At 54.4% G+C, this 22630-nt stretch carries 18 protein-coding genes; 13 read left to right on the top strand and 5 right to left on the bottom strand.

The annotated features are described in order from the left end of the window. The first annotated feature begins 216 nt into the window (after nt 1-216). Together MHH28_RS00935 and MHH28_RS00940 are read left to right on the top strand one after the other, a co-directional pair. Nucleotides 217-1770, top strand: coding sequence for a response regulator (locus MHH28_RS00935; RefSeq protein WP_405110542.1), 1554 nt, complete (start codon nt 217-219; stop codon nt 1768-1770). A gap of 293 nt (nt 1771-2063) precedes the next feature. Continuing rightward, nucleotides 2064-2225, top strand: coding sequence for a hypothetical protein (locus tag MHH28_RS00940; RefSeq protein ID WP_405110544.1), 162 nt, complete (start codon nt 2064-2066; stop codon nt 2223-2225). Between the two features lie 120 nt (nt 2226-2345). On the opposite strand, the gene MHH28_RS00945 is transcribed toward MHH28_RS00940, so the two are convergent. The 3 genes from MHH28_RS00945 to MHH28_RS00955 all read right to left on the bottom strand — a co-directional run bounded on the left by MHH28_RS00945 (nt 2346) and on the right by MHH28_RS00955 (nt 6108). Next, nucleotides 2346-3284, bottom strand: a complete 939-nt coding sequence (locus tag MHH28_RS00945; RefSeq protein ID WP_405110547.1) for an ROK family protein — start codon at nt 3282-3284, stop codon at nt 2346-2348. Further along, entirely contained in the window at nt 3274-5100 is a 1827-nt protein-coding gene (locus MHH28_RS00950; protein ID WP_405110550.1) for a class I mannose-6-phosphate isomerase, read from the bottom strand. The genes MHH28_RS00945 and MHH28_RS00950 overlap by 11 nt, the downstream gene beginning before the upstream one ends. A 108-nt stretch (nt 5101-5208) precedes the next feature. After that, nucleotides 5209-6108 (bottom strand): helix-turn-helix domain-containing protein, encoded by a 900-nt coding sequence (locus MHH28_RS00955; protein WP_405110553.1) that lies wholly within the window; start codon nt 6106-6108, stop codon nt 5209-5211. Nucleotides 6109-6189: 81 nt separating this feature from the next. On the opposite strand from MHH28_RS00955, the gene MHH28_RS00960 reads away from it, so the two are divergent. The 11 genes from MHH28_RS00960 to MHH28_RS01010 all read left to right on the top strand — a co-directional run bounded on the left by MHH28_RS00960 (nt 6190) and on the right by MHH28_RS01010 (nt 20624). After that, nucleotides 6190-7725, top strand: coding sequence for a response regulator (locus MHH28_RS00960; protein ID WP_405110556.1), 1536 nt, complete (start codon nt 6190-6192; stop codon nt 7723-7725). A gap of 154 nt (nt 7726-7879) precedes the next feature. Beyond that, nucleotides 7880-9577 carry an extracellular solute-binding protein gene (locus MHH28_RS00965; protein WP_405110559.1) on the top strand — a complete coding sequence of 566 codons (1698 nt, stop codon included), beginning with the start codon at nt 7880-7882 and terminating at the stop codon, nt 9575-9577. Then, nucleotides 9574-10464 carry an ABC transporter permease gene (locus MHH28_RS00970; protein WP_405110562.1) on the top strand — a complete coding sequence of 297 codons (891 nt, stop codon included), beginning with the start codon at nt 9574-9576 and terminating at the stop codon, nt 10462-10464. Before MHH28_RS00965 ends, MHH28_RS00970 begins: the two co-directional genes overlap by 4 nt. Before the next feature lie 15 nt (nt 10465-10479). Then, entirely contained in the window at nt 10480-11361 is an 882-nt protein-coding gene (locus MHH28_RS00975; RefSeq protein WP_405110565.1) for a carbohydrate ABC transporter permease, read from the top strand. 112 nt (nt 11362-11473) lie between these two features. Further along, nucleotides 11474-13210, top strand: coding sequence for a histidine kinase (locus MHH28_RS00980; protein WP_405110568.1), 1737 nt, complete (start codon nt 11474-11476; stop codon nt 13208-13210). A 173-nt stretch (nt 13211-13383) separates the two neighbouring features. Next, on the top strand, nt 13384-13953 hold the full coding sequence (locus MHH28_RS00985; RefSeq protein ID WP_405110570.1) for an RNA polymerase sigma factor: 570 nt from the start codon (nt 13384-13386) through the stop codon (nt 13951-13953). Beyond that, nucleotides 13916-14209 (top strand): hypothetical protein, encoded by a 294-nt coding sequence (locus MHH28_RS00990; protein ID WP_405110573.1) that lies wholly within the window; start codon nt 13916-13918, stop codon nt 14207-14209. The genes MHH28_RS00985 and MHH28_RS00990 overlap by 38 nt, the downstream gene beginning before the upstream one ends. Nucleotides 14210-14240: 31 nt before the next feature. Beyond that, complete coding sequence (locus tag MHH28_RS00995) at nt 14241-15116, top strand: ABC transporter ATP-binding protein (protein WP_405110576.1); 876 nt, start codon at nt 14241-14243, stop codon at nt 15114-15116. Further along, complete coding sequence (locus tag MHH28_RS01000) at nt 15113-16342, top strand: ABC transporter permease (RefSeq protein ID WP_405110579.1); 1230 nt, start codon at nt 15113-15115, stop codon at nt 16340-16342. The genes MHH28_RS00995 and MHH28_RS01000 overlap by 4 nt, the downstream gene beginning before the upstream one ends. Continuing rightward, nucleotides 16339-16971 carry a hypothetical protein gene (locus MHH28_RS01005; protein WP_405110582.1) on the top strand — a complete coding sequence of 211 codons (633 nt, stop codon included), beginning with the start codon at nt 16339-16341 and terminating at the stop codon, nt 16969-16971. The genes MHH28_RS01000 and MHH28_RS01005 overlap by 4 nt, the downstream gene beginning before the upstream one ends. A 185-nt stretch (nt 16972-17156) precedes the next feature. Further along, a complete protein-coding gene (locus tag MHH28_RS01010; protein WP_405110585.1) occupies nt 17157-20624 on the top strand; it encodes a PAS domain S-box protein in 3468 nt (1155 codons plus the stop codon). A gap of 92 nt (nt 20625-20716) precedes the next feature. Here the strand turns inward: MHH28_RS01010 and MHH28_RS01015 are convergent, their stop codons facing one another. Together MHH28_RS01015 and MHH28_RS01020 are read right to left on the bottom strand one after the other, a co-directional pair. After that, on the bottom strand, nt 20717-21580 hold the full coding sequence (locus tag MHH28_RS01015; protein WP_405110588.1) for a TIGR03943 family putative permease subunit: 864 nt from the start codon (nt 21578-21580) through the stop codon (nt 20717-20719). A 37-nt stretch (nt 21581-21617) separates the two neighbouring features. Then, nucleotides 21618-22607, bottom strand: coding sequence for a permease (locus MHH28_RS01020; RefSeq protein ID WP_405110591.1), 990 nt, complete (start codon nt 22605-22607; stop codon nt 21618-21620). Nucleotides 22608-22630: the final 23 nt, after the last annotated feature.

Below are 22630 nucleotides of genomic sequence, written 5' to 3' on the forward strand. Positions count from 1 at the left end.
TGTCACCGGATTTCACCCGCGAACAGCGGTTCAAAATCAAGAAATCTGGGGACAACAGCGGCCGGAAGTCCAAATGTTCACCGCAGTGACGATGAAGCTTCAAGTTCATATCTTAAGTGTGTCTTATTTATAGATTGAACTTGAAAATATATAGACAGGGAAAAGTGGCGGAAGAGAATTTTGGAACGCTTTTGGTAGAAAAGGGAGGCGTGCGCTGTGTACCGTATTCTAATTGTGGATGACGAACGCATTGAGAGAGAAGGCATTCAGCAATTAATCCAGGAACACTATCCGGAGCTGGAGACGGTCCTGGCGGCGAATGGCGAGATTGCGCTGGAGATCCTCGGGAAGCACAGGGTTGATATTCTGATTACAGATATCAAGATGCCTTTTATGGACGGACTGGAATTGTCGGAGAAGGTTAGCAGCCTGGGCCTGGATATCGAAATGATCATCTTCAGTGCTTACCATGAGTTTGAATACGCGAGAAGAGCCCTGCGGACCAATATATCGAATTATTTGCTCAAGCCGGTTCATATCCCGGAGTTTCTCAGTGTGATTAACGAGGCGATCAGGGCCTGTGAAGACAAAGCGGCGGAGAAATTGCGGAACGAACAACTGGTGGAGGGATATAACCGGGGGCTGGTGTATGAGAAGGAGAAAATGCTGCTGGACGCCCTAAACGGAGTGAAAATCAATACAGAGGCCTGGATGTCCCCGGAATTGCTGGAATATGTCCATCACAAGCATTGGCTGCATATGATTCTTGTGGACTGCCGCCGGAAGTTTTTTGATATTCACAATGAGGAATTCATTAGGCTGTTACACGATAACCTCAGCTACGCCTTCGATTATGTGAATTTGAGCGAGCATCAAAGCATGCTGTTCGTCAAGCACCCCCGTTCCATCCCCAAAGAGACGCTGCGGCTGCTTGGAGACCAGATCATCCGCGCCGCCGCCGGGAGCCTGGATCTGAATGTGGGTCTGGTGATCGGCAGAGCGGTGAATCAGCCGCAGCAGTTATATGATGCCTATACCGAGATGGAGCAGATGCTGGAATTCAAATTTTTCATGGATGAGTACACCCTTCTATTTGCCGATGAACCTTTTGAGCAAGCGGGTTTTGATGATATTGAATTGAATCCGATTCTGGATAAGATCCACCAGTGTCTGGAGTATAACGACCTTACCGGAGCGAAATACAGTATTGAGCTGCTGTTCACCTACCTGAGAACCAAAGGGCAATTCTCGTCCCTGTACACCAAGTTCATCTGCTCGGAAATTATGAAAAAGGTGGTGACGAGAGAGAGAAACCATGAGCCGCTGGAAATGAATCATTACTTGGACCAAATTCATAAGACCGTTTCCCTCCAGGATCTGAAGGATCATATGTTTGCGATTCTTTCCCTAATTGAAACCGGCAGCGGAGTGAGCCCGAAGAAAGCCGCCAATCTCAAGCTGATCCGGACGATTACAGATATAATCGACAAGGAGTACGATCAGGACCTGTCTTTGGAGGGCATTGCGGAGAGGGTCTATTTGACCCCCAGTTATCTCAGCTATTTATTCAAGAAGGAGACGGGCCAGAGCCTCATCCGGTACATTACGCAGGTGCGAATGGACAAAGCCGTGGAGCTGCTGAATACAACGAATATGAAGATTGTGGACATATACAAGAAGCTGGGCTACAGAAGCTCGACGTACTTCATCCAGACCTTTCGCAATTATCACGGGGTCACTCCGGCGAGATTCAGGGAAGGCTCACCGTAGAGTTCACTCCATCAGCTTCATCAATCATTAGCGGTTACCGGAAAAGCTCCAACTATTTCTCGTTGTATGGATACGGGGAATGTTGGAGTGTGTACATTATTGTAGTATCATATGTAATTCTGTGAATAGGAGCAAATTTCTGTGGTTCCGTATAACGAAGCTGCACCGGCCGTTTGAGGTTGCTCCTAACGGACCTGAGAGACCCTATTCCCGGGAAAACGCCACCTTTTACGGGTTAGCGGACTGAGGAGCCTTTATCGTCTCTCGATGAGAGTTCTTTGAGTGGAAATTCCATGAATAAGACCCATGGGGTCCGTTACTTCCAACAAGTGGGGCCTTTATCCGGAATAAGCGCGCCTCAGTCCGTTACGCTGGGTCAAATGTCCTTAAGGAACAACTTCCGTCTTCATCTGGGAATGGTGGAGGAGCTGGCCGCCTGTGAATGGCAGAGCTAAAAAGGCAACTGAAGGGGTTGGCTCCATTCCCGTGTCCTTCAGGGAGCATAGCACCTCGTCCATCAGTTTAAATCTGACGCTCTACCGGGGTGCAACAACGAAACGTGATGATGGCCTCGGCTATGCCTGGTCAAACATCCTGGCAATCCCCCGGAAGGTGTAGGCAAGCACGTGCGCTGATGTGCGGACCGCCAGGGCGGGGGAGGAGGGATTCTGCAAGCGATCCAGCAAGGCAGGCCCGAACAGGTCATGGCTCTTGGAGATTTGCCCGCCCAGCATGATGAAGTCCGGCCGAAAGCCGTCCACGTAAGGCTGGAGCAGCTCCCCGAGCCGGGCTCCGAATTCCGCGAATACACCGCGCGCGGCAGCATTTCCCTCTCTGGCTTCACCGGCCAGCTCTTTCACATCCATGCCCGGCTCCCCAATCCCCGCCTCGCGGGCCAACATCAGGATGCCTCTCCTGGAGAACCAATCATCCGCCCTGCCGTCAAGATAAGGCTGGTCATACAGCCAGCCATTCGGCGGGATGCCCGGGCCGGATTCCATGATCCGGGAGCTGTCGATGAAGGCGGAGCCGAGGCCGGTTCCGAGCGTCAAGGCGATGAACCGCTCACGCGGGAATTCGGCGCTGACTCCCAACGCGAACAGGCGGGCGTCATTCTCGAAGCGGATCTCCATCTCCGGCAGCGGGCCGGTCTCCCCGACGCTGTTCACGGGCCAGCGCTCGCGGAAGGCCTGGACCAGATTCAGCCCGTAGATCGCCTCGAATTTGCCAAGCCCCCGGATCAGGCAGATCCCCTGCCTGTAATCGAATGGACCGGGAAAAGCCATCCCGATCTGATAGCGGCAATCCGTTACCGCATCAGCACGCCGGTGCTGATACAGATTGTACTGGGCCTCAAAGATAGATCTGAAATGGTCAAGGATCGTATCCCGGTCCCGGTCAGCCAGAGCGGGGAATTCCATGTCAGTGCCTTGCAGCGGAAGGCCGTCCTCCAGCACGCAGGTCTTAATGAAGGTTCCGCCCACATCCAGCGCGAGTACGATATTACGGCTCAAGGAGACTCACATCCCATGCCTGGGATACCCCGGCCTTGATCAGCCTGCAGGGGCCAGAACCCAGATTGACAATGATATATTCTCCAAACACCGCCGGGAGAATATAAGATTCGGCGTAGTGCAGTTCAACATACACCGCCTCATCCGCAGCAGACACAATCCGCACCGCCTCTCCTTCAACGAGGTTATACATGGTCATTTCGCCGCGTGTATGGTCTTTCCACGTATCCTTCAGATGGACACGGTGGACATAGAACAGCAGATCATCGCGCTGTCCCAGCACATACTCTTCATTCTCCCCTTGCTGCTGCAGAAGCACCGGCGAAGGCATAAGCTGATCTTCAACCCGTGCGGTCTTCTGAGTGAAGTCAATATTGTCGAAGGCAAAGTCGATGTTGATCGGCCGGGGCTTGCCGTCCAGGTCCTTGCGCAGAAAATCATAGATTTTGAAGGTGAACCACCAGGTGGTCGAGGAAATCTCCAGCACCAGATTGTCTTTGCCTGCGGAATGAACCGTTCCGGGCGGGATCAGGAACAGCTCGCCCTTCCGGGACGCATAACGGTTGACATAGTCGGTCAGCGGCAGCGGGATGCCCGTCTCCTGGGCCTTCTGCACCTCATGGCGGAACTGCTCAGGTGTGCAGTCTTCCGTCAGTCCCAGATAGACCCCGGAATCCCCTTGCTGCTCCATGATGTAATAGGATTCCTGCTGGGCCATGAACTCATTGAACCGGCTGCGGATATAGTCCTGGGTGGGGTGGACCTGGCAGGACAGATTGTCTCCGTCCATCGTGTCCAGATAGTTGAAGCGGATCGGAAAATAATCTCCGAATAAGCCGGTCAGACGTTCCCCCAGAATCCCTGAATGCTCCTGCTGCATGACCAGAAGAAACGGAATTTCCATCACGTTGCCTTCATACCCTACAAGGATGGAATTCTCGGGGGCAATCGGCTCGAAGCTCCAGGCGCAGTTCACCCATTCCTCCGGCAGATCGGCCAGTTGTTTGAGGAATTGCCCGCCCCACACCCCCGGTGCATAAAAAGGCTTCACCCGCATTGGTGACCTGGCAATATCCGAGATTATCCGGCGCAAGAACGGTACGGCAGCCATCACCGGCTGTCCCGGCTGATTCAGGTCGATGTAGTAATCCATGTGATCCAGGATTTGTTTGCGGTAGGTTTCGAGAATAGGCCATTCCACGAACAGGGCGATTTTATATTTCTCCACAGCATCCCGGTTCCAGTTGAGGCCGAAATTCAGCAGTTCCTGCCGGTGTCCTGCCTGCTGGTATTCACGCGAGACATCCAGATAGCAGGAAAGATCGAACCGCCCCTCTCCAAGCCAGTAAGCTCCCGGGCCAAAAACCAGACAGAATGCAGCCGAATCCGCGCCCGGCTCCGCTTCATCCAGCCTGCGGGCGGCTTCTTCCCTGGCTCCGGCCCGGAAATAATCCTCTATACTTCCTTCAGTGAAATAGCCGAAGGCACGGTTATCCGTAATATTGGCGGCAAAAAACTCACGCAGCTCCTCGCCCGACTTAAGATAGCTGCCCGTGCCGAGGAGGGACACGGAATGACCCGCTTGTTCAAGCGCTTCCACTGTTTTTTGCAGAACGGTCTGAAACGGGGCGCCGTGGGTTCCGTCCAAAGCAACATACAGCTTGCCGTTTCCCTTCTCACTGGCGAGCTGAAGCAGAGAAGCGGCAATCGGGGAATAGCCTTCCCGGAGTACTGCGGGAGAGTCAGCCAAGGATATGTCATCCTTGGAAACAGGAATCGGACTGCGTACCAGGTTGACCGGTCGTTTTTCAAACATGGGGAATACACTCCTTCTAAGGGTTTACAACCATTGTAAGGAGTCCTTGCGGGATTATCTTTGAATACGGCGTCTGATTTTTTGTACAATCCGGACATTTGGTGATTATTAGCTCGGATTCTGTCTTCCGTCTGCAAACTGCGATCTGCGGAACCGGGCGGGGGAGACACCAAGCTGCTTGGTGAATACGCGGGTGAAATAGTGCACAGACTCGAAGCCGCAGCGCTCGGCGATGTCTTTGATGGGCAAATCGGTGTGCAGCAGCCAATCCTTGGCTTGTTGGATTCTTCGTTCCTGAATATAATGGACGAAAGTCTGGCCCAGGCGGGCCTGGAATATCCTCGACAGATGTCGCGGAGATATATCCAGTTCCATGGCCACTTGGGCCATGTGCAGCGGGGAGGACAAATTGTCGCGGATATAGCGCTTGGCCCGTTCCAAGTGGCGGTGCTCCCCGCTGTCCTCCTGCATCGCCCCGGCCTGCAGATGGGGTTCGGGGGAGAACGCCTGCGGGAAAGAATGCAGCAGGGCAAGCGCCAGATGGTTCATCGGCAGCCGGGACACCGCCGCTTCGCTCTCGGCCAGGCTGAAGAGGGTCCGCCAGATTCGGGCAGAGAGTGCGGCAGCTTCCTGCGAAGCTATGGCCTGCCCTCCGGCGGCGATATCCTGAAACGGCTGGCGGCCAGCTGCAGAGCTCAGGGCTTCGTCGATTTCAAAGGCAATGAAGAACAGGACCAGCCCCTGCTCACTGCGGATCTGGTGCCAGATGCCCGGACGCGAGCAGAACAGGGTTCCCGGCTCCAGGGGGAAGAGCGCGTCGTCATCCTGGTAAAAGCCGGTGCCCTGCTGGACATAACAGACTTCAAAAAAAGAATGGCGGTGCAGGGAATTATTATAATGATTCGGCATGAAGCCCCAGTAATGAATATGAAATGAGGTTTGTCCGTCACCGATATTTGAGATATGCTGATTCAGAAGTGCGTTGGCTTTGCGGTATGCCAGGCGCATGGCGGGACCTCCTCATGGTGTAGGCTTCAATGAATTGATAACGTTTGCTTATGATTCTATCAGACATCAGGAGGGAACTCTATGTTTACCATATTGATCGTGGATGATGAGAAAATTGAACGGGACGGCATCCGGGGGCTGATCGCGGACATGAACTACGAGCTGCGGGTTATCGAAGCGGAGAACGGGGAGAAGGCGCTGGAGTCTCTTCGTATGCACCCGGTGGACATCCTGCTCACAGATATCAAAATGCCCTTCATGGGCGGACTGGAGCTGGCGGAGCAGGCAAGCGTGACGCAGCCCTCCCTGGAAATTATTATCTACAGTGCCTACGGGGAATTCGACTATGCCCGCCGGGCGCTCTATACCAATGCTTCCAGCTATCTGCTGAAGCCGATTGATATCGAGGAGTTCGCCGGGGTGATGTCAGGCGTGATACAGAAATGCGCGGATAAGGCGAACCAGCAGCGCCGTACGGCCGAGATGATGCAGGGGTATCAGAAGGGCCTGGAGTACGAGCGGGAGAAGTGGCTGACGGATGTGCTGAACGGGGTTCAGGTGATCGCGGAGGATGCCGCGCTGCCATTCGGAGGGCGGCCAGCCACTCTGCTGCTGATTGATTTCAAAGAGCGGTTCTTTGACCGCAGCTACGAGGCATTCGAGCAGGAGGCGGGGCAGCTTGCAGCCGGTGAATATGAGCTGCTGAACCTGAATGAATATCAAAGTGTGCTTATGGTCCCTTGTCAAGGCAGCGGCGGGCAGAAGAGGATCAGGGACATGAGTGAAGCGCTGGCGGAGCGGATCGCGGAACGCTTTTACCGGCATTGCTGCATCGTATACAGCCCCGTGATCTCCGATTGGCAGGAGATTGCAGCGTGTTATGAGCAGATGGAGCAGACGCTGGACTACAAATTCTTTTTTGAGGATACGGTGGTGCTGTTTGCCGGGGATGATCTTGCCGGCCGTGTCCCGGAATTCGTCAGCACCGAGACGCTGATGGCCGATATCAACCAATTCATTAATCATGGGGAATATGCAGGCGCGGCCAAAAGCATTGAGCTTCTGTTCAGCCACTTGAGCCGGAACGGCGGCTCTTCTGCCATTTATGTCAAGTATCTGTGTTCGGATCTGGTGCGGAATGCGTTTGAACAATCGGCCCGCAGACAGAAGGCGGATTTCCAGCAGACGGTAGAGCGTATTTTTAAAAGCGATTCGATAGTAGAGGTGAAAAAAGTGCTGCTGCAGGCGCTCTCGGAAATAGAACCGGACAACGGCCCTCCCGATGAGAGCAAACGCCATATTGTCCAGCAGGTCATCCGGATTGTGGAGAAGGATTACAGGGAGGATATCAGTCTGGAGGTTATCGCCGGACGCGTATCGCTTAATCCCAGCTACCTGAGCCATTTGTTCAAGAAAGAAACCGGGCAGACTCTGATCAAATTCATCACTCAGCAGCGTTTGGAACAGGCCAGGCATTTACTGGACAGCACCAATATGAAAATCGTCGATATCGCTGAACATGCCGGCTACTGGAGCTCCTCTTACTTCTGCCAGACCTTTAAAAAATACTACGGCATCAGTCCGCAGAAATATCGTGAAATCCTGGACGAATCATAATACGGCTTGTTGCGGGCACCTGCGGGTGCTTTTTCTACTTCCAAATTAATTGACGCGTATCCAAAGAATTTGGGATTTCGCTCCCTTCCACGCTAATTTACAATTTAACTGTAAGCATGTAAGCGTTTTATAACAAAGTTTGGGAGGGGCATCTATGAGATTGAAGAAAATTCGTGTTATGGCTTTGCTGCTGTCCATGGTAATGGTGCTGGGAGTGCTGGCGGCCTGCGGCAGCAGCCCAAAGGAAGAGAAGGTTGCGGCGCCTGCCGGCAGTGAATCCACGAATGCCGGAGGCAACGAACCATCCGCCGCCGCCAAGGAGAATGATGGACCCTTCAGCAAATATGAAGAACCCGTTACCGTGACTCTGGGAAGACAGGGCGTATCGGGAAACAATCTGCCGGCAGGAGATACGCTGGAGAATAACAAGTATCTGAAATATGTCGAGGACCGCCTGAACGTTAAGGTGAAATACGATTTCTCGGTGGAAGACCAGGATGCGTATAACCAGAAGGTTACCCTGGCGATCTCAAGCAATTCCCTGCCTGACATTCTGGTTGTGGATGAGCAGCAATTCAAGAGAATGGCGAAAGCGGGTATGCTGGCCGATCTGACCGGATTATACGATCAATATGCCTCTCCGCTGATTAAGGATTATTACAACTCCTACACAGGGGACCGGGTGCTGAATACCGGAAGAATTGACGGCAAGCTGATGGCGTTGCCCAACACCAACATCGACGGCAATTATCAGCTCTTGTGGATTCGCCAGGATTGGCTGAACAAGCTGAAGCTTGAGCTGCCTAAGACCATGGATGAGCTGAAGACCGTGATTAAAGCGTTCAAGGAGCAGGACCCTGACGGTAACGGGAAAGCGGATACCGTTGGTCTGCTTGGCGATAAAACAGTGGTCGCAGACGGAGGTTTCTTCACCTTCGATCCGATTTTCAATGCCAATCATGCTTACCCTAAGAACTGGTTCAAGGATGAGGGAGGAAACATCATCTACGGCTCGACCACTCCAGAGACCAAGCAGGCGCTCTCTGTGCTGAGACAGATGTATGCGGACGGGTTGATTGACAAAGAGTTCCTGACCCGGAAGTACGAGGATAATGCCGGGCTGGTGTCAGGCGGCCGGGCCGGTATCCTGTTTGCCCCCTGGTTCGGAGGCTGGGCGTTGTCCGATGCGGTGAAGGCCAACCCGGAAGCCGATTGGGTGCCGCTGGCAGTGCCGCTGGACGGGGAAGGCAAACGGAATATCGTGCCATCTACGCCGTCAGGAACCTTCCTGGTCGTGAACAAGAAGGCGGAGCATCCAGAAGCCGCCCTGAAAATGCTCAGCGTGGAGTATGAAGGCATCCGCCTGATTGATCCGGTTGCGCAGGAGCTGTATAAGGATCTGGGTGTAGGCTGGCTCAATTATCCGATTAATGTACAGCTGGATTACCAGGATTCCCTGGCACGCGATGTTCCGATCTATGAGAAGGCGATTAAGGATAAGAAGCTCGACGATCTGCCGGCCCGCATCCTGCCGAGAGTCAAGGCGGTCTTGAAGAATAATGAGAATCCGAAAAAGGATATTCCCGCCTATGCCGATTCGCTCGCCTTCTATACTGCCGCCTCTATCACCGGAGCGAAAGAAATTGTGAAGGTGGAGCCTGTGTTCTACGGCAAGACGGAAGCGATGCTTAAAAAGGGAGCCAACCTGGAAAAGCTCGAAAACGAAACCTTTTTGAAAATCATCACCGGAACTGCTCCTCTTGAAGAATTCGACAAGTTCGTGGAGACCTGGAAGAGCATCGGAGGGGAAGAGATCACTAAAGAGGTTGCTGAGGCAGTTGAGTCACCATGAGAAGCAGAGCTTCGATCTGGAATTACCACCTGATGCTGCTCCCCGGCATATTGCTGCTCCTGGCATTCAGTGTAGTTCCCATGTTCGGAATTGTGATTGCCTTTCAGGACTTTCAGCCTACACTGGGCATCTTCCACTCTGAATGGGTGGGCTGGGAGAATTTCGAGTATATGTTCAGCCTGCCTGACAGCAGGCTGATTCTCGGCAACACCCTGAGCATTGCGCTGATGAAAATCATTGCCGGATTGACCGTTCCTTTTGTCTTTGCCCTGCTGTTCCATGAAGTGGCGAATATCAAATTCAAGCGCACCATCCAGACGATTGTGTACCTGCCCCATTTCATGTCCTGGGTCATTCTCTCAGGAGTACTGATTAACCTGCTCAGTCTGGACGGCATTATCAATCAGATGATCCAGTGGTTCGGCGGCGATCCGATTATGTTCCTTCAGAGCAATCACTGGTTCCGCTTCGTGATCGTGTCGAGCGATGTATGGAAGGAATTCGGCTTCAATACGATCATCTACATCGCGGCCCTGACGTCCATTAACACCAATCTGTACGAAGCCGCCGCCATTGATGGAGCGAACCGGTTCCAGCGGTTAACCAATATTACGATTCCGGGCCTGATGACCACGGTGATTCTGCTGGCGACCTTAAGCCTCGGCAATGTGCTGAATGCGGGCTTCGAGCAGATTCTCAACCTGTATAATCCGATTGTCTATGAGTCGGGGGATATCATTGATACTTATGTATACCGTTCAGGATTGCTTGAAATCCAGTATGGACTGGCAACAGCGGTGGGCCTGCTCAAATCGGTCGTAAGCTTTGTGCTGATTGCCGTCTCGTATGGTCTGGCTGCCCGGTTTGCCAACTACCGTATTTTCTGACAGAGGTGATTTGCTGTGATCCGAGGAACCAGCCGGACTGTTGATATTGTGATTTATTGTATTCTAACCGTGATTGCCTTTCTCTCATTGGCCCCTGTACTGAATACCTTGGCTATTTCGTTCAGCGGCAAGGTGGCGGCCATGTCGGGGCAGGTCTTCTTCTGGCCGGTTGATTTCAATCTGGAAGCCTATAAGTCGGTAATCAGTGACCGCAGCTTCTTCATTTCCTTTGGCGTATCTGTGAAAAGAGTGCTGCTCGGAGGAGCCATCAATCTGCTGGTTACGGTGCTGATGGCCTATCCTTTATCGAAATCGAACAAACATTTTCCGGGCAGAAATATCTATATGTGGTTCGTGATCTTCTGTATGCTGTTCAACGGGGGGCTGATCCCGTGGTATATGACGATCAATACGTATGGGCTGCTCGATTCCATCTGGGCACTTGTGCTGCCTACCGCCGTTCCGGTATTTAATGTAATTCTTCTGATGAACTTCTTCAAGGGCGTTCCGAAGGAGCTGGAGGAGGCTGCCGGGATGGACGGGGCGGGGGCGTGGAGAACGCTGGTGACGATTTTTATCCCCATCTCCCTGCCCTCACTGGCAACGGTCACCCTGTTCTCGGTCGTCGGTCACTGGAATGCGTTCTTTGACGGGATGATCCTGATGAACCACAAGGAGAATTGGCCGCTGCAAACGTATATCCAGCAATTGATTATCAGTGTGAATTCGATCATGAACACCACCGACCCGGAAGAGGTCAAGCGTCTGTCTAATATGTCGAGCCAGCTGCTCAATGCGGCCAAGGTGATGGTCTCGATGATTCCGATCATGCTGATCTATCCGTTCCTGCAGCGGTATTTCGTCAGCGGAATCGTGCTCGGCGCCGTCAAAGAGTAAGCGTAAACTGCATGTAAGCGGGTGTCCTGTAAGCCGGAAACGGCTGGGGGCACCCCTTTGCTATTTGGGGGCAGAGCTGATGCGGCGGGCCGCTGCTTTTACCGATTGTTATTTGACAGGGTCAATGCTACGTTATAAGGAAAAGAGGCTTAAGACAGGAGGGGTAGATCTGGAGCGCTTGGGCCGGTTCATCAGGGATCTAAGAATTAAGCATAAGCTGTTTGTCTCTTATTTGTTCGTTATCATTATTCCGCTCAGTGTGCTTGGCTGGTATTCGTATGACCAATCCCGGAATCTGCTCGTTCAGCAGGCCCGGCTGACCTTAACCGACAATGTGTCGGAGATCGCCGCCAATCTGGATTATAAGTTCGGCAAGCTTAATGCTGCGCTGGACTCGTTCACTTTTAACTCCAGTGTGGTGTCCGTCTTCAACAATGATTACTCCGATAATTATTACTATATGTACAATGATCTGAACACTATCGTGGAGCCGCTGTTCAACACGCTGCTGTTCCTGAACGAGGAGATCCGCCAGCTTACGGTGTACACAGGGAACAACATCACAGAGCGGAAGAATACGATTCTGCCGATTAGCAACGTATCCGGGAAGCCCTGGTATGAAGCGGCGATGGCCAGCGGCCAGACGCATTGGATCAAGGAGGGCACGGCCTTGTCTGCGGTGCGGAGAATGGTGGGCGGCTCGGGAACGCAATATGACAACCTGATCTATTTAGGCTTTGACAGCAAGGATATTTTTGCGGGTCTGACCAATGTGGTCTCCGGTGAGTACGGCGTTCTGGTCGAGAATGGGGCGGGGGAGCCGGTGTTTGACTATCACAACGGGCTGCCGTCCTTGGAATCGGCCCGGGCGGCGGAAAAGCGTGCGAACGATTTCATCGTGATCTCCCAGACGCTGGACGTAACGGGCTGGAAGCTTGTCTTTTATATGCCCAAGAACTCGATCGGTGTCGATGCCAAGACGATTCTCCGCGCCACCATGCTTACGGTCGGGATTTGCCTGCTGATTCTGGTGCCTGCGGTCTGGCTGTTGTCGAATGCTTTCGTGAGAAGGATCTACCGTCTGAACCGTACGATGAAAAGAGTGACCCGCGGAGACCTGCATGTGGACATTGTGGTCGATTCCAATGACGAGATCGGTGAGCTGACCTCGCGGTTCAAGGATATGCTGCAAAGCCTGAATGAGCTGTTCAATGAAGTCTACCGCAGCAAGGTTGTGCAGAAGGACGCGGAGCTGAAAGCGCTGCAGGCCCAGATCAATCCGCATTTCCTCTATAACTCCCTGTCGCTGATCAACTGGAAGGCTATAAGCATTAAAGCGTATGACATCAGTAAAATCACTACAACCCTCTCCAAATTTTACCGGACGACTCTGAACAGGGGGCAGGATGTCATCAGCGTTCATGATGAACTGGAAAATACGAAATCTTATATAGATCTCCAGCTGATTATGCATGACCATAGCTTCGATGTCGTGTACGAGGTGGACCCGGAGGTGCTGGGCTGCCATATGATCAAGCTGATTATGCAGCCTATTGTGGAGAATGCGATTGAGCACGGCGTGGACAACAAGCGGGAGGGGCGCGGCAGGATCAGCCTGCGGGCCAGCTTCGAGGAAGATACGATTGTGTTCGGCATTGAAGACAACGGTCCGGGAATGACTCAGGAGACGATGGATACGGTACTCAGCAGGCAATCCAAATCGTACGGGCTGTTCAACGCCCAGGAGAGAATCCGTATTTATTTTGGCGAGGCGTACGGGATCACGATCCACAGCGAAATCGGCCAGGGTACGGCCGTGACGGTGAGAATTCCCAAGAGGACCACGTGAAGGATGGAACATTATGTCCGCAAGACTGTAACCTTTTGCCTTACTTGAACGAATAAGCAGTAGACGGCTGGGCAGGAGAGGAGGCGTGTGAGACGAACGGGAGCGAAAGTGAGCGAGGAGAAGGTCCGGTCACGGCGGATGAGGTAGCGGCTTCTCTGCTGGATGAAGAGGCGGTGCTAATCAGGTTCAGGGAAGGGAGCCGGGAGGCGTTTGAATGGCTGGTCCGGCAATACCGGGAGCCTGCTGTGCGGTTTGCGTACCACTTGACCGGGGATTATCATACCGCCGAGGATCTGGCGCAGGACTGCTTCGCCTATCTGCTGGTGTACCCGGAGAAATATGATTACCGGGCATCCTTCAAAACCTATCTGTTTACCATTCTCCGCAACAAGAGCATAGACTCGGTCCGTAAGCGTGCAAGGCAGCAGAGCTTGCCGTATACGGCGGAGAGCAGCAGCGTACATAACCAGGATGAGGGGAATCCTGAACGGCTGGCCATCATCCGGGAAGAGGATGTGGAATGGCGCAGAAGATTGCATAAGATGAAGCCGGACTACGGACAGGCGGTCTATCTGGTGGATGTGGGACAGATGTCTTATGAACAGGCGGCCGCAGTGATGAGCCGGAATCAAGTGAGCTTCAAGGTGCTGCTGCACCGGGCGCGCAAGAAGCTGAGGCAGATCTATGAAAAGGAGGAGTGGGATTGTGAAGTCAACGGAACAGGAGCAGCTATTTCTGGATGAGGTCTACCGCAAGGCCCGGCTGCTGGAATACGACAAGCGTGAAGCTCAGAAAGTGTTGTATAACCGCAGGGTGCTGGCCAGACGCAAGATTCTGACAGTCTCAGGCATCACAATCGTTACAGCCATATTTGCCCTGATGATTCGGATCGGTAAGGTGGATCAATGGCTGTGTGTTCTGCTGTCGCTCCTTCTGATTACAGCAGGTCTGTTGATCGAGAAGCTTGAATTGCTGTGGGGTCTGGAGAACAAAGGATGAACGGGAGTTGCAGGAAAGGGAGAGAACGGAAATGGAGCTAATTATTAATCATTTGACCAAGACTTACGGAAGCAAGATGGCACTGCAGGATATCAGCTTTCGGGTAGGCGAGGGCATTCACGGCCTGCTGGGGCCGAATGGGGCAGGCAAAACTACGCTGATGCGGCTGCTTGCCACCCTATTAACGCCAAGCTCAGGAACGGTAGAGATAGGCGGGGTTCCCTTGCAGGATAAAGCCCGGGTGCGCGAGCTGGTCGGCTATCTGCCGCAGGAGTTCGCCTTCTATCCCGGAATGACCGTCTATGAGGCTATGGATTATCTTGCGCTGCTGTCCGGGATTGGAGGCCGTTCCGAGCGGAAGCGGAGAATAGATGATCTGCTGGAGCAAGTGAACCTTATGGAGCAGCGCCGTACCAAGGTCAAGGCGCTGTCCGGCGGGATGAAGCGGAGGCTGGGCGTAGCCCAGGCGATGGTGCATGAACCGAAGCTGCTGATTGTCGATGAGCCGACAGCGGGGCTGGACCCTGAGGAACGGATACGCTTCCGGCGGCTGCTCGGCCGGTTTGCGGAAGGGCGGATTGTTCTCTTGTCCACACATGTGGTCGAGGATGTGGAATCCACCTGCGAGCAGATGACTGTACTGCAAAAGGGAAGTCTGCGGTATCACGGCAGAATAGGCGATCTTACCGCCGCTGCGGCCGGCCGTGTCTGGATCGCTGAGCTGGACCGGGCGGAATGGGAGCGTGACCGTGACCGGTTCCCGGTACTGTCTGCCGTGCCGGAAGGTACAGGCATGCGGGTCCGAGTGTTGGCGGAGGAGCAGCCCTTCGCAGGGGCACAGCAAGCCGCGCCATCGATTGAAGATGCGTACCTCCACCTGATGCGCAGGGAGGAATCCTACGTATGATGGCATTGATTGGCAAGGAGATGCGCATGACTCTACGCAGCCTGGTATTCTATCTGTTTGTGATTGCCAGCGTGTTCTTCTATTTCACCTCTTATGCTACGGAGGAGACCTGGGGGGAGCTCGGTCCTCCTGTAATAAATACGCCGCAGAATATGGGGATTGCGGAACAGCCTTATTACGGCTGGACGTCCCCGGGGGATACCCGCAGCTTGGCTGAACAGATGAAGATTCATATGCAGCGGGATCTGAATGCGGGAGCCGGTGAGAAGCTCAGGCTGGGCTTCCCGATGGAGGTGGAGCTGGATGCGGGAGAGAAGGCGGCCTTCACTGCTGCAATCTCGCAGCTGGATAAAGTCCTGAAGGACCCCGGCCAATATACGATGGATGAGGTTTACCAGATCGCTGAGGCATTGAACAGCGAATTGGGCGGAAGCAGTATGTATCAGCAAGGGGTGAGTAACTACGGTTATGCTATAACGTCTGTAGACGAAGCCATGAAAGCACAACAAGCGCAGCTTGCGGAGTATAATGCGAAGGTGGACGGGGGGGAGCTGCTGCCCGGAGCCGCACGCTATTTCAGTGATTATCTGTCGTTACCGGCAGGGATCTTCCCGGTCTTTCTGTCCGCCTTCCTGCTGCTGCGGGACCGTTCCAGCCGGATGAATGAATTGATCTACAGCCGCAGGGTCTCCCCGTGGGTGTATGTCGGGTCCAAGTTTATCGCCCAAGGGATCATGCTCTCCCTGGTCTACCTCATTCTGGCTGTCATCGGGGGCTGGCAGACGGTGCATACACTTGGGCTTACAGGTCAGACGGTGCAGGCAATCCCGGTCTTTCTCAGCTATACCGCCTGGTGGCTGTTGCCCACCCTATGGGTCTCGGTAGCCTTCGGGATGTTCGGCTCCATGCTGTTCCGCCGGGGCATTGTGCCTATTGCCCTGCAGATCGTCTGGTGGTTCGTATCCGTACTGCCGCTAATGGGCTCCTATGGGCTGAACCGGCTGTTCATCCGTTTCAATTCGCCTAATGACTATAACCTGTACAGAGGGTGGGCAAATGAGATTGCTCTTAACCGCAGCTTCTACCTGCTGCTGGCAATTCTTCTGACCGCCGGGGCAGCCTGGCTCTGGGAGCGAAACCGCAGCCGTCTGGATTCTGCACAGTCAATTGGCAGGAAAAAGACGAAGCGGACTCCGGCGGTCCCCGCACCCGGAGCACTGAGATGAGCCGGCAGATCATCGCTCCGCTCGCCCGCTACAACCTCAAGCTGACAGTACATTATTCCTGGTTGTTGTCAGCAGCACTTCTGGTTGCTATACCGATATTCATTGAGCCTGTGCTCATGGACAGGCTTCAGGTGGCTAAGCTGGGAGAACTGCTCCTCAGCCTGCTGGGACTGATAGTCTACCCGCACCTGGGTCTGTTGGAGGATGGAGGCATCCAGGAGGTGCTCTATGCCAAGCGGGTACGTCATCTTCCGTTATTTCTGTTCCGCTGGCTGCTTACCGCTCTCTATATCTTCCTCGCAGCTGCTGCTTTGTTCACCTGGATACATGGACACGGCGCGGATTTCGAGCTATGGGCGATGGTGGGAGGGACGGCAATCACCGCCCTTATGATCGGGTCAGCCGGGCTGACCGCCACCCTTCTGGCCGGCAACCTCTCGGCTGGATATATTGCAGGCTTCGCTTGGTATCTGCTGGATTTCACCACCAAGGGCAAACTGACCGGGCCCTTTTACCTGTTCGGCCTGCTTAATGAGCCATGGGATAACGGCAAGTGGCTGCTTGCCGGTCTATCCCTGGCACTGGTACTTTTCTGCGCCTTCTGGCTGCCCCGCAGGAGAATGGACTAACCTATAACCACCGCCTTGACGTCATGAAAGTGACCAGGGCGGTTTTTTTGATATCCTCCACTCCCGGCAGCAGCTAAGCCTTGTGCACCTTGATTAGCGGGACTTTAGGTCTGGAGCATAAATTCCGAAAAAAAGGTATAATGTTACTAAATTATGTCCCCATTTTCTCAGAGGAGGCACCAGCTTTGTCCGACAATCTATTTAAGCACTTGTACTTGCGGTCCTCAATAGGATATGCGGCAGTATCCATTACGGATGGTACTATGCTCATGGCCAACCCTGCGCTTTGCGGGATGCTTGGATACACCGAGACTGAACTGAGGGAGCTGCGTTACCAGGATATCGTCTTTCAAGATGGAGCGTATACTCTGGATTACGTGCAGATTATGAATGATTTGATGAACAGCCCGGATAGGGCTGCAGATAAAGAAATACGGTTCGTACATAAGAATGGAGAGCTGCTCTGGGTCGCCCTGCATCTCTTTTTGATCCAGGATGAACAGACCGGCAGTCCCTCCCGCCTGATCGCGGAGGTGACGGATATTACCGCGCGCAGGATGGCGGAGAAGAAGATCGCGGAGGAGCGTCAGCTCTATACGCTGATTACGGAGCACACCCCGGATATGATCTCGTTCGCCGATCCCGACGGAACGCTGCGCTATGTCTCCCCGTCTGTTGAAGCGCTGCTCGGATATACGGCAAACGAGATGATCGGCCGCAACAAAACGGATTATTACCATGAAGCGGACGCGCTGGAAATGACGGAGCCGGGGAAGCTCTACTCCGACAATGATACCTTCATTCGCAGAGTCAGGCATAAAGACGGCCATTATCTTTGGACCGAGAGCTCTTTTCAGGTGGTGCGGAGCTGTGAAGGTGAAGTGCGCCAGATTCTGACGATTGCCCATGACATCACGGAGCGGAAGAAAGTTGAAGACATGCTGGCTGCTGCGCAGGAGCTTGGACAAATGGGCTCCTGGGAGTGGAATTCCATGAATGAGCAACTGATCGTCTCCGGCCAGCTGATGGCCATCTTTGAATTAGGCAAGAATTGCGGAAATCATACCGTGGTCCATTATAGGCAATTGCTTGACTGCGTTGTGCCGGAGGACCTGGGCAGATTGCGTGAACAGCTGCATAATACGCTCAAGGCCGGGCTCAATGGCGAGGCGATTTTCAAAGTGAAGGGCAGCGAGGGACGTAAGTCTATCTATGCCCACTGGGAGGTCGCTCTGGATGCCACCGGGAAGGTTCAGCAGATACGCGGTATAGTGCAGGATGTGACCGAGCGTAACCGGATGGAAGAGCAGCTTCGTGACAGTGAGCGGAATTACCGCCTGATCTCGGAGAATTCTCAGGACTTCATTACGCGCAATGCCACGGATGATGTGGCAACCTTTCTGTATGCTTCACCGGTCTGCCGCCAGATGTTCGGGTACTCCCCGGAAGAAATGGTTGGCACAAGCGGGTTAAGCTATGTCCATCCTGAGGATTATGCCAAGGTACGCCATTATCTGGACAGCAGCAAGCTGGACCTGAAGATGGAGCCGATGGTCTTCCGTTACCGCTGCAAGGACGGCTCCTATCTGTGGGTGGAGAGTACGCTGCGTCATACGGAGACAGGAGTTGCAGGAGTTACAGAAATCATCGGGGTGACCCGGAATATTTCGGATCGCAAGCAATACGAGCTGATGCTGCTGGAGAGCGAGAACCGGTACAAGTCGCTGTTTGAATACAATCCGTCTGCAATCAGTGCCATGGATCTGCAGGGCTACATACAGTCATTGAATACCAGTCTGGAACAACTGACGGGATACAGCAGGGAGACCCTGCTGAATTCAAGCTACAGCGAGATTATTGAGGAGGAGGAGCTGGAGGCTGTGAATACGCGTTTTCTTGCGGCAGCCGCAGGCGTGGCCCAGACCTTCGATACCCGGCTTATCCGTCACGACGGGGAGAAGGTGGAGGTGGGGGTGATATACGTCCCTATCCTGGTGGATCATGAGGTCGTCGGCGTATTCGCCATTACCAGTGATATTACAGAGCCCAAGCGGTATCTGGAGCAGATCGAGAAGCTTAGCTACGAGCATGCGCTGATCCTGAACTCGGTGTCTGAGGGGATTTTTGGCATGAATCTGGAGGGGGAGACCGTATTCATCAATCCGGCTGCGTCGGCCATGCTGGGATATAACCCCGGGGAGCTGGCCGGCAATATCAAGCTGCATACGATTGCCCAGACCTGGATGGATGGTGAGCTGTATCCCGGCGGACAAAGAACGCTGGCGGAGCTGCTCAAGATGAATCTCTCTTATGAGCAGGAGCAGGAAGGGATCTTCTGGCGGCAGGACGGGTCCAGCTTCCTGGTCAAATACCGGATGACGGCACTGTATGATAACGGCGAGCATAAGGGCGCGGTAGTGGTCTTCCGGGATATCACCGAGGAGAAGGCAGTGGAGCGTGCCAAGGAATCTGCGGAGAAGGCCGACCGGGCCAAGTCGGAGTTCCTGGCGATTATGAGCCATGAGCTGCGTACGCCGATGAATGGAATTATCGGGATGGCCGATCTCCTGTCGGGCACAGAGCTTACGGAGGAGCAGCAGTACTACACCCAGATTATTAATAAAAGCGGGGGCGCGCTGGTGCATATTCTGAACGAGGTTCTGGATTTCAGCAAGATTGAATCCGGCATGATGACGCTGGATCTGCAGCCGGTCGATATCCGGCAGGTGGTTCAGAACGTCTGCGAGCTGTTCTATCCGCGTATCCAGGAGAAAGGGCTGATTCTGCGCAGCGATATTGAGCGCGATGTTCCGGCTGTTGTCATCACCGACGAAACCAGGCTGAGGCAGGTACTGGTGAACCTCGTCGGCAATGCGGTCAAGTTCACGGAAGAGGGCGAAGTGGGCGTCTCAGTGAAACTGGAGGCTGCCGGAGAACCGGGCACGCTGATTCTGCGGTTCTCAGTGACCGATACCGGGATTGGCATTCCGCAGGGCAGCCGGAACCTGTTATTCCAGTCCTTCTCGCAGCTTGACCCTTCGATCAACCGCAAGTACGGCGGGACGGGACTGGGGCTGGCGATCAGCAAGAAGCTGGTTGAGCTGCTGGACGGAGCCATCGGTGTGGACAGTGTTGAAGGGGAAGGCTCTGAATTCTATTTCACGATCAGTGTGATGTATTCGGCTGAGGAGCAGGGTCAAGCGCTGCTGGCAGGAGTCGCTGCGACTCAGGAGTATAAGAGCGGGGTCTTCAATCTGGATCATCCCGAAGGTCAATATGGTCCCTTGTCCATTCTAATCGCGGAGGATCATCCGGTGAACCAGCAGATTCTGCAGGCTTTTCTCAAAAAGCGCGGCTACGCTTCAGACCTGGCGGTGAACGGAGAGCAGGCGGTTGATGCTGTACAGTCCCGGCATTATGATCTAGTGTTCATGGATATTCAAATGCCGGGCATGGACGGAATTGAAGCCACCCGGCAGATCCGTGAGGCGATGGGACTGTCCCCGGTAATTATTGCCGCTACCGCCTTTGCCCGGAAGGAAGATGAAGAGATGTGCCTCCGGGCAGGCATGCAGGACTTTATTCCCAAGCCGATCCGTGGAGAAGAGCTGGATAGGGTACTGAGGGAATGGTCCGTCAACATCCGCAGATAGTCTTGTACAGATCATCTGCATTCGGGCCCGTCTCCTCGTGGAGATCTCAAATCCGGAGTCTTCGCTGGAGGATGACGATGCGCTGGATGCGGTTATTTAGAGGAATGCAGCTCTTTCCATGCCGCAGTGGCATCGGCGTTCGTGTATACATAAGGTGTGGACGGCGCTGTCACTGCGGTAATGCTCTGCGGAGCGATCTGCAGCGTCTCCACTCCCTCGCGGAGCGTCACATGAAGCTTGCCCCGAACCTCAATCCAGGTATCGGCGGGCAGGCTTATTTGTGTACCCGGCGCAAGGAGAATGCCGAACGGGGTGGCATCTGCCGTACAGCACTGGACCAGGAAGCGGCTGACGGCGTAGCCGGGCTGGCCGGACCCTTGCGGCTCACGGTACAGGAAGCCGGATACGGAGATCTCCTTGCCCTCGAACTGCGATATGTAGAGGTTAAGGGCACCCAGCGTTTCCGAGAAAATCTCAGGGAATACAGGGATGACAGGCTGCCGATAGAGCTGACCGGCCAGCTCGGCAAATTCGGCCTCATAGGGGTTGGCCGGGGTGAAGCTTGCCCCGGTGCCGGACTCTACGGCTGTGTAGGACAGGGCAAGGCCCTTCTTGGCCGCTGCGGCACTGCCAAGTGCCCGGTCTGGCAGCAGGAAGCCGAGCAGCAGCGGAAGCAGGAACAGGCTGTACAGCGCGGAGCTGCCCAGGACGGAACGGGGCATTCGGTGCTCGCAGTCGCAGAGGGCGGAGCTTCGGCCAAGCACAGCCTGAAGCCCGAGGCTGAGCGCCATCAGGGAGAGCGGAACCGGACATAGCCGGATCCAGCGGGCCAGCTTAGGCGCAACATAATAATGGAGGGCGTCCTGCTGGACCAGATGTCCGATATAGAGGGCGAAGGCGAGCAGAATAACCGCCCTGAATACATAATGAAACCGGATGCTCCCGGAGTTGTTCAAGCAGATCCACCTCCAGATTTTCGGGATTTCATGCCAGCTACAGCCAGAACGAAGCCAGCACGGAGCCGGTGAAGACGGCTGCGGCAATGAGGAAGAACAGATACAAGGCAAATCTGGTTTTGAACAGCGAGAGCAGCATCAGTGCGTTCTTGAAATCGAGCATCGGTCCCAGCACCATGAAGGCGAGCAGCGCACCGGCCGGGAAGGTATGCAGGAAGGTGGACGCGACGAAGGCATCGGAGGTGGAGCAGAGCGAGAGCACGAAGGCAAGTCCCATCATGAACACGTAGGAGCCGAGCGGACGGTCTCCAATGGCGGACAGGCTGCCTTGATTCATGAAGGTCTGGATTCCCGCAGTCAGCAGACAGCCGATGATCAGGAATTTGCCCATCTCAAAAAATTCATCCGACGTATGCACCAGGACCGCCGCAGCCCGGCCTCCGCGCAGCGCCCCATGCGGTTCTTCGCTTCCCTCCCGGCGGATCGACAGGCGCAGCGGCGATCTGCGGACGGTCCCGTAGATAATCAGGCCAATGCAGGCCGCTACGGCAAAAGCCAGTCCCATCCGGGTGTAGGCCAGCTCCGGATGGGAGCGGAAGGCTGTCAGGGTTGCCCCATAGACGACCGGATTGAGGATCGGACCGGACAGGATGAAGACGATAGCAACGTAGAGCGGCATGCCCTTATGCATGAGGCGGCGGACCAGCGGAATCATCCCGCATTCACAGACAGGGAAGAGGATACCGAGCAGACAGCCGAAGAGAATAGCCGGAACCGCGCGGCGCGGAATCCAGCGCGAGATCAGCTCATCCGGCACGAAGACGCGGAGCAGGGAGGAGAGCAGCGCGCCCAGCAGGACGAACGGCAAGGCCTCCAGCAGAATGCCGAGGAATGCGGTTTTGAACGTGTCGATATAGCCGTTGTCCAGCAGGCTCAGGTGCCCGGGGAGCCACAGGCTGCCCGCTGTGAGCAGAAAAGCGGCGGAAAAGAGCAGCGGCAATATTTTGAACGGAGTCAGGGTGGTCACAGGATCGATTCGCTCCTTCCCGC

Source organism: Paenibacillus sp. FSL K6-1217 (assembly GCF_045040735.1).
Taxonomy (GTDB): Bacteria; Bacillota; Bacilli; order Paenibacillales; family Paenibacillaceae; genus Paenibacillus_AQ.